Origin of the sequence: Pseudomonas sp. Z1-29 (assembly GCF_051131995.1) — a bacterium.
GTDB lineage: Bacteria > Pseudomonadota > Gammaproteobacteria > Pseudomonadales > Pseudomonadaceae > Aquipseudomonas.
The window spans coordinates 479,437-493,077 of the sequence record NZ_CP071645.1; the positions used below are offsets into that span (position 1 = coordinate 479,437).

Annotated in this window: 14 protein-coding genes; 10 read left to right on the forward strand and 4 right to left on the reverse strand. The window is 61.7% G+C overall.

Annotation, left to right across the window (positions count from 1 at the left end; all coding sequences use genetic code 11):
• The first annotated feature begins 8 nt into the window (after nt 1-8).
• On the forward strand, nt 9-458 hold the full coding sequence (locus J3P84_RS02325; RefSeq protein ID WP_434627449.1) for a c-type cytochrome: 450 nt from the start codon (nt 9-11) through the stop codon (nt 456-458).
• Between the two features lie 15 nt (nt 459-473).
• Here the strand turns inward: J3P84_RS02325 and J3P84_RS02330 are convergent, their stop codons facing one another.
• Nucleotides 474-869, reverse strand: coding sequence for a DUF1090 domain-containing protein (locus J3P84_RS02330; RefSeq protein ID WP_434627452.1), 396 nt, complete (start codon nt 867-869; stop codon nt 474-476).
• Between the two features lie 89 nt (nt 870-958).
• Nucleotides 959-2,629: an NAD-dependent DNA ligase LigB gene (ligB, locus tag J3P84_RS02335; protein ID WP_434627454.1), complete on the reverse strand. Its 1,671-nt coding sequence runs from the start codon at nt 2,627-2,629 to the stop codon at nt 959-961.
• A 206-nt stretch (nt 2,630-2,835) separates the two neighbouring features.
• Here ligB and J3P84_RS02340 point away from each other — a divergent pair, with 206 nt between their 5' ends.
• On the forward strand, nt 2,836-3,456 hold the full coding sequence (locus J3P84_RS02340; RefSeq protein ID WP_434627457.1) for a LysE family translocator: 621 nt from the start codon (nt 2,836-2,838) through the stop codon (nt 3,454-3,456).
• 130 nt (nt 3,457-3,586) lie between these two features.
• On the opposite strand, the gene metK is transcribed toward J3P84_RS02340, so the two are convergent.
• Nucleotides 3,587-4,777, reverse strand: coding sequence for a methionine adenosyltransferase (metK, locus tag J3P84_RS02345; protein WP_030137860.1), 1,191 nt, complete (start codon nt 4,775-4,777; stop codon nt 3,587-3,589).
• Nucleotides 4,778-4,796: 19 nt separating this feature from the next.
• The gene (locus J3P84_RS02350; protein WP_434627460.1) at nt 4,797-5,792 is read right to left on the reverse strand and encodes an ArsR/SmtB family transcription factor; all 996 of its coding nucleotides are present in this window, start codon (nt 5,790-5,792) and stop codon (nt 4,797-4,799) included.
• Between the two features lie 254 nt (nt 5,793-6,046).
• On the opposite strand from J3P84_RS02350, the gene tkt reads away from it, so the two are divergent.
• The 8 genes from tkt to J3P84_RS02390 all read left to right on the forward strand — a co-directional run bounded on the left by tkt (nt 6,047) and on the right by J3P84_RS02390 (nt 13,586).
• Entirely contained in the window at nt 6,047-8,044 is a 1,998-nt protein-coding gene (gene tkt / locus J3P84_RS02355; protein WP_434571242.1) for a transketolase, read from the forward strand.
• A 149-nt stretch (nt 8,045-8,193) separates the two neighbouring features.
• Complete coding sequence (epd, locus tag J3P84_RS02360; RefSeq protein ID WP_434627463.1) at nt 8,194-9,249, forward strand: erythrose-4-phosphate dehydrogenase; 1,056 nt, start codon at nt 8,194-8,196, stop codon at nt 9,247-9,249.
• A gap of 24 nt (nt 9,250-9,273) precedes the next feature.
• On the forward strand, nt 9,274-10,437 hold the full coding sequence (locus J3P84_RS02365; protein ID WP_434602092.1) for a phosphoglycerate kinase: 1,164 nt from the start codon (nt 9,274-9,276) through the stop codon (nt 10,435-10,437).
• 31 nt (nt 10,438-10,468) lie between these two features.
• A complete protein-coding gene (locus tag J3P84_RS02370) occupies nt 10,469-10,693 on the forward strand; it encodes a hypothetical protein (RefSeq protein WP_434571247.1) in 225 nt (74 codons plus the stop codon).
• Between the two features lie 56 nt (nt 10,694-10,749).
• Entirely contained in the window at nt 10,750-11,085 is a 336-nt protein-coding gene (locus tag J3P84_RS02375) for an MliC family protein (protein ID WP_434571249.1), read from the forward strand.
• A gap of 275 nt (nt 11,086-11,360) precedes the next feature.
• On the forward strand, nt 11,361-12,425 hold the full coding sequence (gene fba, locus J3P84_RS02380) for a class II fructose-bisphosphate aldolase (protein ID WP_003177554.1): 1,065 nt from the start codon (nt 11,361-11,363) through the stop codon (nt 12,423-12,425).
• A 568-nt stretch (nt 12,426-12,993) separates the two neighbouring features.
• Nucleotides 12,994-13,272, forward strand: a complete 279-nt coding sequence (locus J3P84_RS02385) for a ribbon-helix-helix domain-containing protein (RefSeq protein ID WP_434627468.1) — start codon at nt 12,994-12,996, stop codon at nt 13,270-13,272.
• A complete protein-coding gene (locus J3P84_RS02390) occupies nt 13,272-13,586 on the forward strand; it encodes a type II toxin-antitoxin system RelE/ParE family toxin (protein ID WP_434627471.1) in 315 nt (104 codons plus the stop codon). The genes J3P84_RS02385 and J3P84_RS02390 overlap by 1 nt, the downstream gene beginning before the upstream one ends.
• The last annotated feature ends 55 nt before the right edge of the window (nt 13,587-13,641 follow it).

Below are 13,641 nucleotides of genomic sequence, written 5' to 3' on the forward strand. Positions count from 1 at the left end.
AGGCCAAAATGTTTGTAAGACGATTTTCCATGGCAGTGCTGGCCTGCCTGATGCTGTCCGCCTGTGGTGGTGTCGATCCCAACTCACCATTGGGCCAGCGCAAGACGATTTTCAAGCAGATGCTCAAGACCAACGAAGAGTTGGGTGGCATGTTGCGTGGTCGTGTTCCGTTCGATGGCGCGCGTTTCGCCGAAGGCGCGGTGCAACTGGATCAACTTTCCCATGAGCCGTGGAAACATTTTCCGCAGGTGCGTGAGCAGGATCACACCAGCGCCCGGGACGAAGTCTGGCAGAAGCAGGCGCGTTTCCAGGAACTGGCCCGCAGTCTCGAAGCGGCCACCGCCGAATTGGTGATCGCCAGTCGGGTCCAGCCCTACCGGGCCAGTAACCTGGGGCCGGCGGTGCAGAAGGTCGAGGATGCGTGCAGTGCCTGTCATAAGGAATTCCGGGACTATTGAAATCCAGTCCGGTGCTTATTTATCCAACTCGTCTACCGCTTCCTGCAGCTCCTTGCGGGAAGCCGCCAGCTTGTCCTTGCGCTTGTTGATTTTTTCCGCATCGCCTTTTTTCATGGCCTTTTCCAAATCGGCCTGACGGCGACTGACTTCATGCTTGGCCTCCAGCACCTTGTTTTCACGCTCCTTGCGCAGGGAAGCATCGGTGCAGTGGGTGGTGACTTCGGCCAGGGCTGTTTCCAGTCCGGCCTGCTGGTCCTGATTGCCTCGGGACTTGGCCAGTTCGATCTGGTTGACGATGCCTTGGCGCTTGGCTGCACAACCGGTCAGTTCCGGGCTCTGTTCATCCGCCATCAAGGGGGCGGCCATGGCACCGCATAAGGCCAGCAGGGCAACGGGGTACAGGAAATTCATAGCAACTCCGTATAAAAACTCACGAGCGGTCGGGACAGATGCGCAGTTGGAGCGCCTCCCGTCTCTTGGGTTCAACCGCACGGGCCGGACTAGAAGCCATCGACCCCTGCGGTGCGTAATGTTTCACTCAAGGCCAGTACCTGCGGGTCGCGAAAAAAAGCGCTCAGTTGCGCGGCGCGTCCCGGCCCGATACCCGTTTCGGCTTGCCATTGTTCAGTGTCGCGTTCGGCCAAGGCTTCCCAGCGCTCCTCCAGCCTCGCCCCACCGGTGGGCGGCACGCCAAGCGCCTTGAGCCATTGACGGAAGGGGCGCTGCCGGGCGCTGTCCAGGCTGGCGAGCAGACGGGCGCTGTTGCGTTCGCCGAAACCGGCAATGTTAGCAAGCTCGGCGGCATCAAGGGTCAACCAATCCAGCAATCCGTCGAGCTGGCCGGCGGCCAGCAGTTGCTCCCAGGTGCCCGGGCCAACATGGGGCAGGGCGAGCCCGTGCTTGCCGCTGAGCCAGTTCAGGCGCGCGAGGAACTGGCTTTCACAGCCAGGCGTCGGTTGCCAGCAGCTCAAAAAGTGATGATCGGCAGCGGCGGGGATGTCGAGGCTCCGGCGCTCGACACTGCGCAGCACGACACTGTCGAGCCGCGGAATGGTCAACCCGGCCAGGCTGATGGCGACCTGGTCGCCGGGGCGGATATCCATGCCTTCCCAGCGCTTGAGTGAGCTGACGCTTACCCGGCGAATCTGGCGGTCGTCGAGCATCACCGGCGCAAGCTCCAGCACCGGCGTGATGCGCCCGGTGCGGCCGATTTTGAAACGCACGTCACGCACCTCGGCCAGCGCCTGGGCGTATGGGTATTTCCAGGCCACGCTCCAAGAGGGCGCCCGGGCTTGCCAGCGGTCGGCGGGCGGGCGTCGACTCTGGCGCAAGACGACCCCGTCGCTGGCGAACGGCAGCGGCGTGCGGTACCAGTGGTTGCGCCAGTGTTGCGCATCGGCCAATGCCTGGAAGGGCTGGCTATAAGCGGTCGGATTGGCGAAACCCAGTTCGTTCAGCGCGGCAATCCGTTCAGGCAGGGTCGCCGGCCCTTCCGGCCACTCCCACACGAACAGGCCGATGCCAGACGCCTGTTCCGCGCTCAGGTCCTTGCGGGCCATCAGTCCCGCCACGATTGATCGAGCGTTAAGGCTGCCGCTGACGGCCTGTACGTGATCGTCGAGCCGCCAGTAGAGCTCCCCCTGGACGAGCAGGTCCGCAGGTTCGCGCAACCGTTGAGGGATGTCGCGGATCTTTCGTGCAGTGTTGGTCCAGTCATGTCCCTGGAGGCCATCGCCGCGGCTGATCGCCTGGTGTAGGCGCCCACTGCGATAAACCAGGGTAACCGCTACGCCATCGACTTTCGGCTGGGCCCAGACGTCGTCGCGACCGTCCAACCAGCTGCGCACGGCATCGGCGTCCTTGAGTTTATCCAGACCGGTATGAGCGATCGGGTGGGGGACTTTCCCTCCAGCGGAGCGCAAGGGCATGCCCGGCGACCCGAGGCCAAGGCAGTTGCGCCAATGTTCCAGTTGCGCCCGGGACTGATCGTAAAGCTCATCGGCCACCAGGGAGTGGCCGAGGCGGTGATAGGCGTCATCCCATGCGTCAATCTGTTGCTGGAGGACGTCGACCTGTGCCTGGGCGCGTTCGGGTGGCCCGCTCGGGCAGGGGGCCGCGATGACGGGCATGGCCAGTAAAAAGCATACAAGTGCGCGCAATAACGACAGCATCGAAGCATCCTTGCCAGGTGAAGTACTGGAAGGCTAGTCAGTGTTGCAAAAGGCGCGAGGTCCAGTGCGTTACCGGGTTTTGCCAAGCGCGATGGCGCAGCTGTGGCGGTACAGTCGGCAGTGATTTGCTCGGGCAACTGTGCCTTGAACACGTCGGTGAGCGGTGCAGAATGGACACTCGATCCGCTCTGCCAGGAGTGCAACCGATGGACCTGACCACGCTCGCGGTCTTTATCCCGGCCTGCTTTGCGCTGAACATGGCGCCGGGCCCGAACAACCTGCTGTCGATCAGCAACGCCTCGCGTTATGGTTTCGTTCGCGCCTGCAGCGGTGGCATCGGCCGCCTGCTGGCGTTTGCGATCATGATCGCCCTGGCGGCGGTGGGGCTGACGGCGGTGTTGCACACCTCGGAGCTGTTGTTCCTCGGCATCAAGCTCGTCGGTGCCGGTTATCTTTTTTATCTCGCTGTGCAGTTGTGGCGTGCGCAACCTGAGACCGCCGGCGAGGCGGAGGCCAGTTCGATGAGCATGGCCAGCCTGGCGCGCCAGGAATTCCTCGTGGCGATCGGCAATCCGAAGGCAATCCTGCTTTTTACCGCTTTCCTGCCACAGTTCGTTGACCGCGCGGGCACCGTCACCCAGCAGTTCGCGGTGCTGGGCGGGCTGTTCCTGGCATTGGAATGCGTTGCCATTTGCTTGTATTGCTACATGGGTATTTATGCCCGGCGGCTGTTCGCCCGGCCGAGTGGCAAGCGGTTGTTCAACCGGATGTGCGCGGGGTTACTGGCGAGCGCGGCTTCGTTTTTGTTGGTGGCGCGGCGGACTTGAAAAGCTTGATACACCCTGAGGTTTGAAGGGGGGCGCTGCGCACCCCAGCGGGAGCAAGCTCCCTCGCCACGAAGGCGTAAAAAAGCCCCTGGCGACCGAGTCGCCAGGGGCTTTTCACAGCCGCGGGGTATTACAGGCCGGCAGCGGCGCGCAGGGCGTCGGCGCGGTCGGTTTTTTCCCAGGTGAAGGTGGTGAAGGTGTCGTCACCCACCGTCTTGGTCTGCGGCGTGCGGCCGAAGTGGCCGTAGGCTGCGGTGTCCTGGTACATCGGGTGCAGCAGATCAAGCATGGTGGTGATCGCGTACGGACGCAGGTCGAACACTTCACGGACCAATTGGATGATCTTGTCATCGCCAATCTTGCCGGTGCCGAAGGTGTTCAGCGAAATCGACGTAGGCTGGGCGACGCCGATGGCGTAGGACACCTGGATCTCGCAGCGCTCGGCCAGGCCGGCGGCAACGATGTTCTTGGCCACATAACGACCGGCGTAGGCGGCCGAGCGGTCAACCTTGGACGGGTCCTTGCCAGAGAACGCGCCGCCGCCATGACGGGCCATGCCGCCGTAGCTGTCGACGATGATCTTGCGACCGGTCAGGCCACAGTCACCCACCGGGCCACCGATGATGAACTGGCCGGTCGGGTTGATGTGGAACTGGGTGTCCTTGGACAGCAGTTCGGCAGGCAGCACGTGCTTGACGATCAGCTCCATCACGCCTTCGCGCAGGTCTTTGTAGGACACTTCGGGGTTGTGCTGGGTCGACAGCACGACCGCGTCGATGCCAACCACCTTGCCACCTTCGTAACGGCAGGTCACTTGGGACTTGGCGTCCGGGCGCAGCCAAGGCAGCAGGCCGGATTTGCGCGCTTCAGCCTGGCGCTGAACCAGCTGGTGCGAAAAGGTGATCGGTGCCGGCATCAGCACGTCGGTTTCGTTGCTGGCGTAGCCGAACATCAGGCCCTGGTCGCCGGCGCCCTGATCTTCCGGCTTGGCGCGGTCAACGCCCTGGTTGATGTCCGGGGACTGCTTGCCGATGATGTTCATCACGCCGCAGGTCGCGCCGTCGAAGCCGACGTCGGAGCTGTTGTAGCCGATGCCCAGGATCACGTCGCGAACGATCTGCTCCAGGTCGACCCAGGCCGAGGTGGTGACTTCGCCGGCGATGATCGCCACGCCCGTTTTCACCAGAGTCTCGCACGCCACGCGGGCGAACTTGTCTTCAGCAATGATGGCGTCCAGCACCGCATCAGAAATCTGGTCGGCGATTTTGTCCGGATGCCCTTCAGACACGGACTCGGAGGTGAAAAGGGAGTATTCGCTCATCTCGATGTTTTCCTACAAGTTACCGATGGTGAGTGTCGCCAGCCGGTCGCTGAAAATGGCGAACCTGGATCTGGAAACCATTACGTAAGCCTACATAGAGGCTTTCCCCGGGCACGAGGCCCGCAGCGGTGGCCCAACGGGCCAGATCGTCCTGTTCAAACCCCAGCCAGAGATCACCGCAGGCCTCCTTGGCCCAACTCTGGTTGTGGCTGCATAACTCTGTCACCAACAGACTACCGCCCGGTTGCAGCAGGTTGGCCATGTGCTTGAGTGCATCGGCCGGCGCGGCAAAATGGTGAAGCACCATGTTCAATACAACACAGTCGACCTGCAGGCTCACACCGTTGAGGGCATCGGCCAGTTGCAGGCGGACATTAACCAGGGACTCACGTTCGCACACCTGGCGGGCCAGTTCGAGCATCGCCGGGCTGTTGTCCAGCGCGGTCACCTGGCTGAAGCGCCGCGCCAGTTCCGGCAGGAATGCACCGTCGCCGGGGCCGACTTCCATCGCTGTGGCGGTGGGCTCGAAGCTCAGCTTGTCGAGCAGCGCCACAACGCTGTCACGGTATTGCGGCAGTCCTGCGATCAGGTCCTGCTGGGCGCGAAATTTCTCCGCCACCCGGGCGAAAAAGTCCTGGCTGGCGGCGGCTCGTTGCCCGTGTACCTGGGCGATGCGGGCTTGCACGTCCAGCGGCAAGTCCAGTTCGTCCACCTCTTCAAGCAGCGCTGCGTGCAGCTTGCCGCCCAGCAGTTCGGTGTGGGGCAGGGCGCGGCGGTAGAAAATCGCGTTGCCTTCACGGCGCGTCGCCACCAGGTCGGCCTGGGCCAGCACCTTCAAATGGTGGCTCATGCCGGACTGGCCGATGCCGAAGATCTGCGCCAGTTCCAGAACGCCGAACGAGTCGTTGGCCAGGGCGCGCAATACATTGAGCCGCAGCGGATCGCCGCCGGCCTTGCAAAGGGCCGCCAGCTCATCGCAATCGTCATGGCGAATGGAAGGCACGCGTAAATTCATGGGCGGCAGTCTAGTGACGGGTCTGGCGCATCGCAAGGTCAATATCAAAAAGTTTTGATATTGCTCGATAAATGGCACTTCCCAGCAGCAGCTTGACTCTACCCAGCAACAGCGGAAAGGTTTCACCTGACCGATGCGGCTTTATCCGGCGCAAATATCGCCTTTGGACGAGTATCTGATTGCCCCGAGGCGGGTGGGTGAGGGAAAATGCTCGCCTTTTTCAGTTTCGTTATTCAAAACCCAGGAGATCAGCGATGCCCAGCCGTCGTGAGCGTGCCAATGCCATTCGTGCCCTCAGCATGGATGCCGTGCAGAAAGCCAACAGCGGCCATCCCGGTGCCCCCATGGGTATGGCGGATATCGCCGAGGTGCTTTGGCGCGACTACCTCAAGCACAACCCGAGCAACCCATCGTTTGCCGACCGCGACCGCTTCGTGCTGTCCAACGGCCACGGCTCGATGTTGATCTACTCGCTGCTGCACCTGACCGGCTATGACCTGTCGATCGATGACCTGAAGAACTTCCGCCAGCTGCACAGCCGCACCCCGGGCCACCCGGAATACGGCTACACCCCAGGCGTTGAAACCACCACCGGTCCGTTGGGCCAGGGCCTGGCCAACGCCGTGGGCTTCGCTTTGGCGGAAAAAGTCCTGGCGGCGCAGTTCAACCGTCCGGGCCACGACATCGTCGATCACCACACCTACGTGTTCCTGGGTGATGGCTGCATGATGGAAGGCATTTCCCACGAAGTCGCTTCCCTGGCCGGTACCTTGGGCCTGGACAAGCTGATCGCCTTCTACGATGACAACGGCATTTCCATCGACGGTGAAGTCGAAGGCTGGTTCACCGACGACACCCCCAAGCGCTTCGAAGCCTACAACTGGCTGGTGATCCGCAACGTCGACGGTCACGACCCGGAAGAAATCAAGATCGCCATCGAGACTGCGCGCAAGAGCGCCCAGCCGACACTGATCTGCTGCAAGACCACCATCGGTTTCGGTTCGCCGAACAAGCAGGGCAAGGAAGACTGCCACGGCGCGCCACTGGGTGCCGAGGAAATCGCCCTGACCCGCGCCGCGCTGAAGTGGGAACACGGCCCGTTCGAAATCCCGGCCGACATTTATGCCGAGTGGGACGCCAAGGAAAAAGGCCGCGCGGCCGAAGCCGAGTGGGACCAGCGTTTTGCAGCCTACTCCGCCGAATTCCCTGAGCTGGCCAACGAACTGGTACGTCGCCTCAGCGGCGAGTTGCCGGCCGATTTCGCCGAGAAAGCTTCTGCCTACATCGCCGAAGTCGCGGCCAAGGGCGAAACCATCGCCAGCCGCAAGGCCAGCCAGAACACCCTGAACGCCTTCGGCCCATTGCTGCCGGAACTGCTGGGCGGTTCGGCCGACCTGGCCGGCTCCAACCTGACCCTGTGGAAAGGCTGCAAGGGTGTAACCGCCGAAGACGCCAGCGGCAACTACATGTACTACGGCGTTCGTGAGTTCGGCATGAGCGCGATCATGAACGGCGTTGCCCTGCACGGCGGCCTGGTGCCTTACGGCGCGACCTTCCTGATGTTCATGGAATACGCCCGCAACGCTGTGCGCATGTCGGCGCTGATGAAAAAACGCATCCTGTACGTGTTCACCCACGACTCCATCGGCCTGGGCGAAGACGGCCCGACTCATCAGCCGATCGAGCAACTGGCGAGCCTGCGCTGCACGCCGAACCTGGACACCTGGCGCCCATGCGACGCCGTGGAGTCCGCTGTGGCCTGGAAACACGCCATCGAGCGCAACGACGGCCCATCGGCGTTGATCTTCTCGCGCCAGAACCTGCAGCACCAGGAGCGCGATGCCGGCCAGATCGGCGACATCAGCCGTGGCGGCTACGTGCTCAAGGACTGCATCGGCGAGCCTGAGCTGATCCTGATCGCCACCGGTTCGGAAGTCGGCCTGGCCGTCCAGGCCTTCGACAAGCTGACCGGGCAGGGCCGCAACGTGCGCGTGGTCTCCATGCCTTGCACCAGCGTGTTCGACGCCCAGGATGCCGGCTACAAGCAAGCGGTATTGCCGTTGCAAGTCAGCGCGCGCATTGCCATCGAAGCCGCTCACGCCGATTACTGGTACAAGTACGTGGGCCTGGAAGGCCGCGTGATCGGCATGACCACCTACGGCGAGTCGGCGCCTGCGTCGGCGCTGTTCGAGGAGTTCGGCTTCACCCTGGAAAACATTCTGGGGCAGGCTGAAGAGCTGCTGGAAGACTGATCTGTAATAGGTTGTCTGTGCTGACGCCATCGCGAGCAAGCTCGCTCCCACAAGGATCTCCACCGACCCTGTGGGAGCGAGCTTGCTCGCGATAGCGGTGGTGCAGGCAATGCTGGTCTTAACGGATTCACCCCGATCAGAGAGCCCCCATGCCCCAACCGCGTCCCTACAAAGTTGCACTCAACGGCTACGGCCGTATTGGTCGTTGCGTCTTGCGTGCGTTGTTCGAGCGAGGGGCGGAGGCCGGGTTCGAGATTGTGGCCATCAACGATCTGGCCGACATGGCCAGCATCGAATACCTGACACGCTTTGACTCCACCCACGGCCGGTTTCCCGGCGAAGTGCGGGTCGAGGGCGATTGTCTGCACATTAATGGCGACTGCGTGCAGGTCCTGCGCAGCGCCACGCCCGAAGGCATCGATTGGGCGTCCCTGAACGTCGATCTGGTGCTTGAGTGCTCCGGCGCCTATAACACCCGTGACGATGGCCAGCGGTTCATCGCTGCCGGCGCGCCACGGGTGCTGTTCTCCCAGCCGATGGCCAGCGAGGCCGACGTTGACGCCACCATCGTCTACGGTGTGAACCAGGACTGCCTGACCGGCGAGGAGCTGCTGGTGTCCAACGCGTCCTGCACCACCAACTGCGGCGTGCCGCTGTTGCGCCTGCTGGACCAGGCTATCGGCCTGGAATACGTGTCGATCACCACCATCCACTCGGCGATGAATGATCAGCCGGTGATCGACGCCTATCACCACGAGGATTTGCGCCGTACCCGTTCGGCCTTCCAGTCGGTGATTCCGGTGTCCACTGGTCTGGCGCGCGGCATTGAACGGCTGTTGCCGGAACTTGCCGGGCGAATTCAGGCCAAAGCCGTGCGGGTGCCGACGGTCAACGTGTCTTGCCTCGACATCACGATGCAGACCGTGAGCGATACCGACGCCATCGAGGTCAACCGGATCCTGCGCGAAGCCGCCACCAGCGGCCCGCTCAAAGGCCTCCTGGCCTACACCGAGTTGCCTCACGCCAGTTGTGATTTCAACCACGACCCACATTCGGCCATCGTCGATGCCAGCCAGACCCGCGTTTCCGGGCCCAGGCTTGTAAACATCCTGGCCTGGTTCGACAACGAATGGGGTTTTGCCAATCGTATGCTGGACGTTGCCGAGCATTACCTGCAAACCGCTTCCAATAAACCTGCTCTCTAAACAGTTACCCAGGAATTGCGACCCATGACCGTGTTGAAGATGTCCGACCTCGATCTGCAAGGTAAACGCGTACTGATTCGCGAAGACCTCAACGTCCCCGTCAAGGACGGTGTTGTCACCAGCGACGCGCGCATCCTGGCCTCGCTGCCGACCATCAAGCTGGCCTTGGAAAAAGGTGCGGCCGTGATGGTCTGCTCGCACCTGGGCCGTCCGACCGAAGGTGAATTCTCGGCCGAGAACAGCCTCAAGCCGGTGGCGGATTACCTGAGCAAGGCCCTGGGCCGCGACGTGCCGTTGGTGGCCGATTACCTGGGCGGCGTCGACGTCAAGGCTGGCGATGTCGTGCTGTTCGAAAACGTGCGCTTCAACAAGGGCGAGAAAAAGAACGCCGATGAGCTGGCCCAGCAATACGCCGCCCTGTGCGACGTGTTCGTGATGGACGCCTTCGGCACCGCGCACCGCGCCGAGGGCTCGACCCACGGCGTGGCCAAGTTCGCCAAAGTCGCCGCCGCTGGTCCGTTGCTGGCGGCCGAGCTGGACGCGCTGGGCAAGGCCCTGGGCTCGCCAGCCCAGCCGATGGCCGCCATCGTTGCCGGCTCCAAGGTTTCGACCAAACTCGACGTGCTCAACAGCCTGAGCCAGGTCTGCAACCAGTTGATCGTCGGTGGCGGCATCGCCAACACCTTCCTCGCCGCCGCCGGTCACCCGGTAGGCAAATCCTTGTACGAGCCGGATCTGCTGGACACGGCCCGTGAAATCGCCGCCAAGGTCAGCGTACCGTTGCCCGTGGACGTGGTGGTTGCCAAGGAATTCGCCGAAAGCGCCACCGCCACCGTCAAGCTGATCGACGATGTGGCCGAGGACGACATGATCCTCGATATCGGCCCGCAAACCGCGGCGAACTTCGCCGAACTGCTGAAATCCTCCCAGACCATCCTGTGGAACGGTCCGGTCGGTGTGTTCGAGTTCGACCAGTTCGGCAACGGCACCAAGGTGCTGGCCCAGGCGATCGCCGAGAGCACTGCGTTTTCCATCGCGGGCGGTGGCGACACCCTGGCTGCCATCGATAAATATGGCGTAGCCGAGCAGATCTCCTACATTTCTACCGGTGGTGGCGCGTTCCTCGAATTCGTCGAGGGCAAAGTGCTGCCTGCCGTGGAAGTCCTGGAAAGCCGGGCCAAGGCCTGAGGCAACGTTGACCAGGCAAAGGAGTGTTCCGATGGTCAAGACGTTCATGTCGCTGATGGCCGCGACGCTGTTGGTGGCTTGCTCGAGCAGCCCGCAAGCCACCGCGCCCGATACGGCGGCGCCAGTGCCTGAGCAAGGCTGTTATCAGGCTGACTGGCAGGCCGAGACCAACCCGGTACTGAACAAGCGTTCCGGGCCGGACGGCCTGGATAAATACGAGACGCAGGCGCCGGTCAAGGAACATGGTTGCCCTTGACGGGTCAGACTCTTAACTCATGGCGAGCGGCACGGGCCGCCCGTCGAGGAACACGGATGAAAGGCTTTATCGCCGTCGTGGCGTTGGCATTGTTGGCCGGTTGCTCGCAACTGGGTTTTTTGCAGTCGTCCGAGCCTGCTGCAGAGGGCTGGACGAGTTGGACATGTGACAGCGAGGCCAAGGTGCTCTGGCGTTATGCCGATGCAGCGCGCAAGGAAGTCGATGTCCGGCTGGGCGGCGCTGACAAGGTTTATCGCCTCAAGCTCGAGCCCGGCGCCGAAGGTTCGCTGTACAGCGATGACATGCTGGCGTTGCACATCAAGGGCGAGGAAGGCCTGGCGTATTGGGTCGCCACCAATGATCTGATTGGGCGGGGCTGCAAGGCCGATTGACAGGATTCATCTGATTCACACGGATCTGAACAGGGAAGCAGATCCCATGTGGGAGCGAGCTTGCTCGCGATAGCGGTCTATCAGGCAACAGAGATGTTGAATGTGCCACCCTCATCGCGAGCAAGCTCGCTCCCACAGGGATCGCGCCAATGTTTGGGTTTGGCGATACGGAACACGCAGGCTCGGGCCAGCCCCGACCCGCAATGACTTGAATAGCCGCCGCCGCTCCGGCAGGCTGGCACGATTAACGACCCTCGACCGGGAGAGACACACTAATGGCACTTATCAGCATGCGTCAGATGCTGGACCACGCAGCCGAGTTCGGCTATGGCGTCCCAGCCTTTAACGTCAACAACCTTGAGCAGATGCGCGCCATCATGGAAGCCGCTGACAAGACTGACTCCCCGGTGATCGTCCAGGCTTCGGCCGGCGCTCGCAAATACGCCGGCGCGCCGTTCCTGCGTCACCTGATCCTGGCGGCAATCGAAGAATTCCCGCACATCCCGGTGTGCATGCACCAGGACCACGGCACCAGCCCTGACGTCTGCCAGCGCTCCATCCAACTGGGCTTCAGCTCGGTCATGATGGACGGCTCCCTGGGCGAAGACGGCAAGACCCCGACCGACTACGAATACAACGTCCGTGTCACCCAGCAAACCGTCGCCATGGCCCACGCCTGCGGCGTCTCGGTGGAAGGTGAGCTGGGTTGCCTGGGCTCGCTGGAAACCGGCATGGCCGGTGAGGAAGATGGCATCGGCGCCGAAGGCGTGCTGGATCACAGCCAGATGCTGACCGACCCGGAAGAAGCCGCCGACTTCGTCAAGAAAACCCAGGTCGACGCCCTGGCGATCGCCATTGGCACCAGCCACGGCGCCTACAAGTTCACCAAGCCGCCTACCGGCGACGTGCTGGCGATCGACCGCATCAAGGAAATCCACAAGCGTATCCCCAACACTCACCTGGTGATGCACGGTTCTTCCTCGGTACCGCAGGAGTGGCTGGCGATCATCAACCAGTACGGTGGCGACATCAAGGAAACCTACGGCGTGCCGGTCGAGGAAATCGTCGAAGGCATCAAGTACGGCGTGCGCAAGGTCAACATCGACACTGACCTGCGCCTGGCTTCCACCGGTGCCATGCGTCGTCTGATGGCGACCAATCCTAGCGAGTTTGATCCGCGTAAGTTCTTCGGTGCGACCGTGACGGCGATGCGTGATGTGTGTATTGCGCGTTATGAGGCGTTTGGCACGGCGGGTAATGCGTCGAAGATCAAGCCGATCTCGCTGGAAGCCATGTATCAGCGGTATTTGAAGGGTGAGTTGAACGCTAAGGTCAACTAAGCTTTTCGCGTTATTCGTCATTAAGAACCCGCAGTGATGCGGGTTTTTTAATGCTTGGGATTTGGGTGTATATCCGTTTTTTTGGGTGGTGGCTGCTTATGGTTACGCTCTTACAGCGTCTCACTTTTGAAAAGCCCGGAAGCCGGCCCAGTCAAAAGTAAGCAAAACGCTTTTGCCCCACCACTCGGTGCCTCGCCTAGGCTCGGCATGCCCTCACTCCGGCATTGCTCCGTGGGCCCGCCGCGAAGGGCCGTCCCTGGCCCAGCGCGGCTAACCCGGCATCCATGCCGGGTTGCCCACTGCGCAACGCCTGCGTTCGGCCAGCGTGGTTAACGGGGCGCCGAAATCAACGTCAACCGCGAGGCGGCCTGAAGCCGACCTGGTTCTGGATGGGGTCCGCGTTCCTCCTGTGGGAGCGAGCCTGCTCACGAAGAGGCCAGCCATTCAAATATCTCCTCACACATGCTCATCCGCTGTCCGCTTGCCAAGCCATAGATGATGACAGGAGGTCATGTGCATATTCTTCTGAGCAGAGTAGGATTAAATCCTATCGTCTAGGGGGTCCGTCATGCGTAGCACTCAACAATTCAGCATCACCCTGCCCAACCAAATGGCCGACCTAGTGAAAGCCAAGGTGGCCGCTGGCGAGTACGCCACTGAAAGTGAAGTCATTCGCGATGGTCTGCGCGCGCTACTGGCTCGTGATCGTGCTTTGGAAAACTGGCTTATAGGCCAGGTAGCTCCTGCTTACGATGCCTTAAAAGCTGATCCGTCGCGAGCACTAAGCGCTGATGATGTGCGCTCCCGATTGGCTGCAGAGCACCAGAACCTCACTGCAGAATCCTGATGGTCTATACCCTCAAGTTTGCACCGGAAGCCCTTGAGCAATTAGCTGCGCTCTATCGCTACATTGCCGCAGCGGCTTCGACGGAAATTGCCCATAGGTATACCGACGCTATCGTGACCTACTGTGAAGACCTTCGGACATTCCCGCACAGAGGGAACCAGAGGGACGATATACGCCCGGGGTTGCGTATAACAAACTACCGCAAACGAACTGTGATCGCCTTTACCGTTGAACCCGAACAGGTTTTCATTTTGGGCGTTTTTTACGGCGGACAGGACTTCAAGGTCGCTTTGCAGATCGAACAGGAAGATTGACGCAAGCAGCTCACCAGGAAGCCTGCTTATCCAATATCCTCATCGACTGACACCT

Coding starts and splice junctions, on each gene's coding strand:
- metK (WP_030137860.1), bottom strand. CDS start 4,777: ATGAGCGAATACTCCCTTTTCACCTCCGAGTCCGTGTCTGAAGGGCAT.
- J3P84_RS02330 (WP_434627452.1), bottom strand. CDS start 869: ATGAATTTCCTGTACCCCGTTGCCCTGCTGGCCTTATGCGGTGCCATG.
- J3P84_RS02390 (WP_434627471.1), top strand. CDS start 13,272: ATGGTCTATACCCTCAAGTTTGCACCGGAAGCCCTTGAGCAATTAGCT.
- J3P84_RS02375 (WP_434571249.1), top strand. CDS start 10,750: ATGAAAGGCTTTATCGCCGTCGTGGCGTTGGCATTGTTGGCCGGTTGC.
- fba (WP_003177554.1), top strand. CDS start 11,361: ATGGCACTTATCAGCATGCGTCAGATGCTGGACCACGCAGCCGAGTTC.
- J3P84_RS02365 (WP_434602092.1), top strand. CDS start 9,274: ATGACCGTGTTGAAGATGTCCGACCTCGATCTGCAAGGTAAACGCGTA.
- J3P84_RS02370 (WP_434571247.1), top strand. CDS start 10,469: ATGGTCAAGACGTTCATGTCGCTGATGGCCGCGACGCTGTTGGTGGCT.
- J3P84_RS02350 (WP_434627460.1), bottom strand. CDS start 5,792: ATGAATTTACGCGTGCCTTCCATTCGCCATGACGATTGCGATGAGCTG.
- epd (WP_434627463.1), top strand. CDS start 8,194: ATGCCCCAACCGCGTCCCTACAAAGTTGCACTCAACGGCTACGGCCGT.
- ligB (WP_434627454.1), bottom strand. CDS start 2,629: ATGCTGTCGTTATTGCGCGCACTTGTATGCTTTTTACTGGCCATGCCC.
- J3P84_RS02340 (WP_434627457.1), top strand. CDS start 2,836: ATGGACCTGACCACGCTCGCGGTCTTTATCCCGGCCTGCTTTGCGCTG.
- tkt (WP_434571242.1), top strand. CDS start 6,047: ATGCCCAGCCGTCGTGAGCGTGCCAATGCCATTCGTGCCCTCAGCATG.
- J3P84_RS02385 (WP_434627468.1), top strand. CDS start 12,994: ATGCGTAGCACTCAACAATTCAGCATCACCCTGCCCAACCAAATGGCC.
- J3P84_RS02325 (WP_434627449.1), top strand. CDS start 9: ATGTTTGTAAGACGATTTTCCATGGCAGTGCTGGCCTGCCTGATGCTG.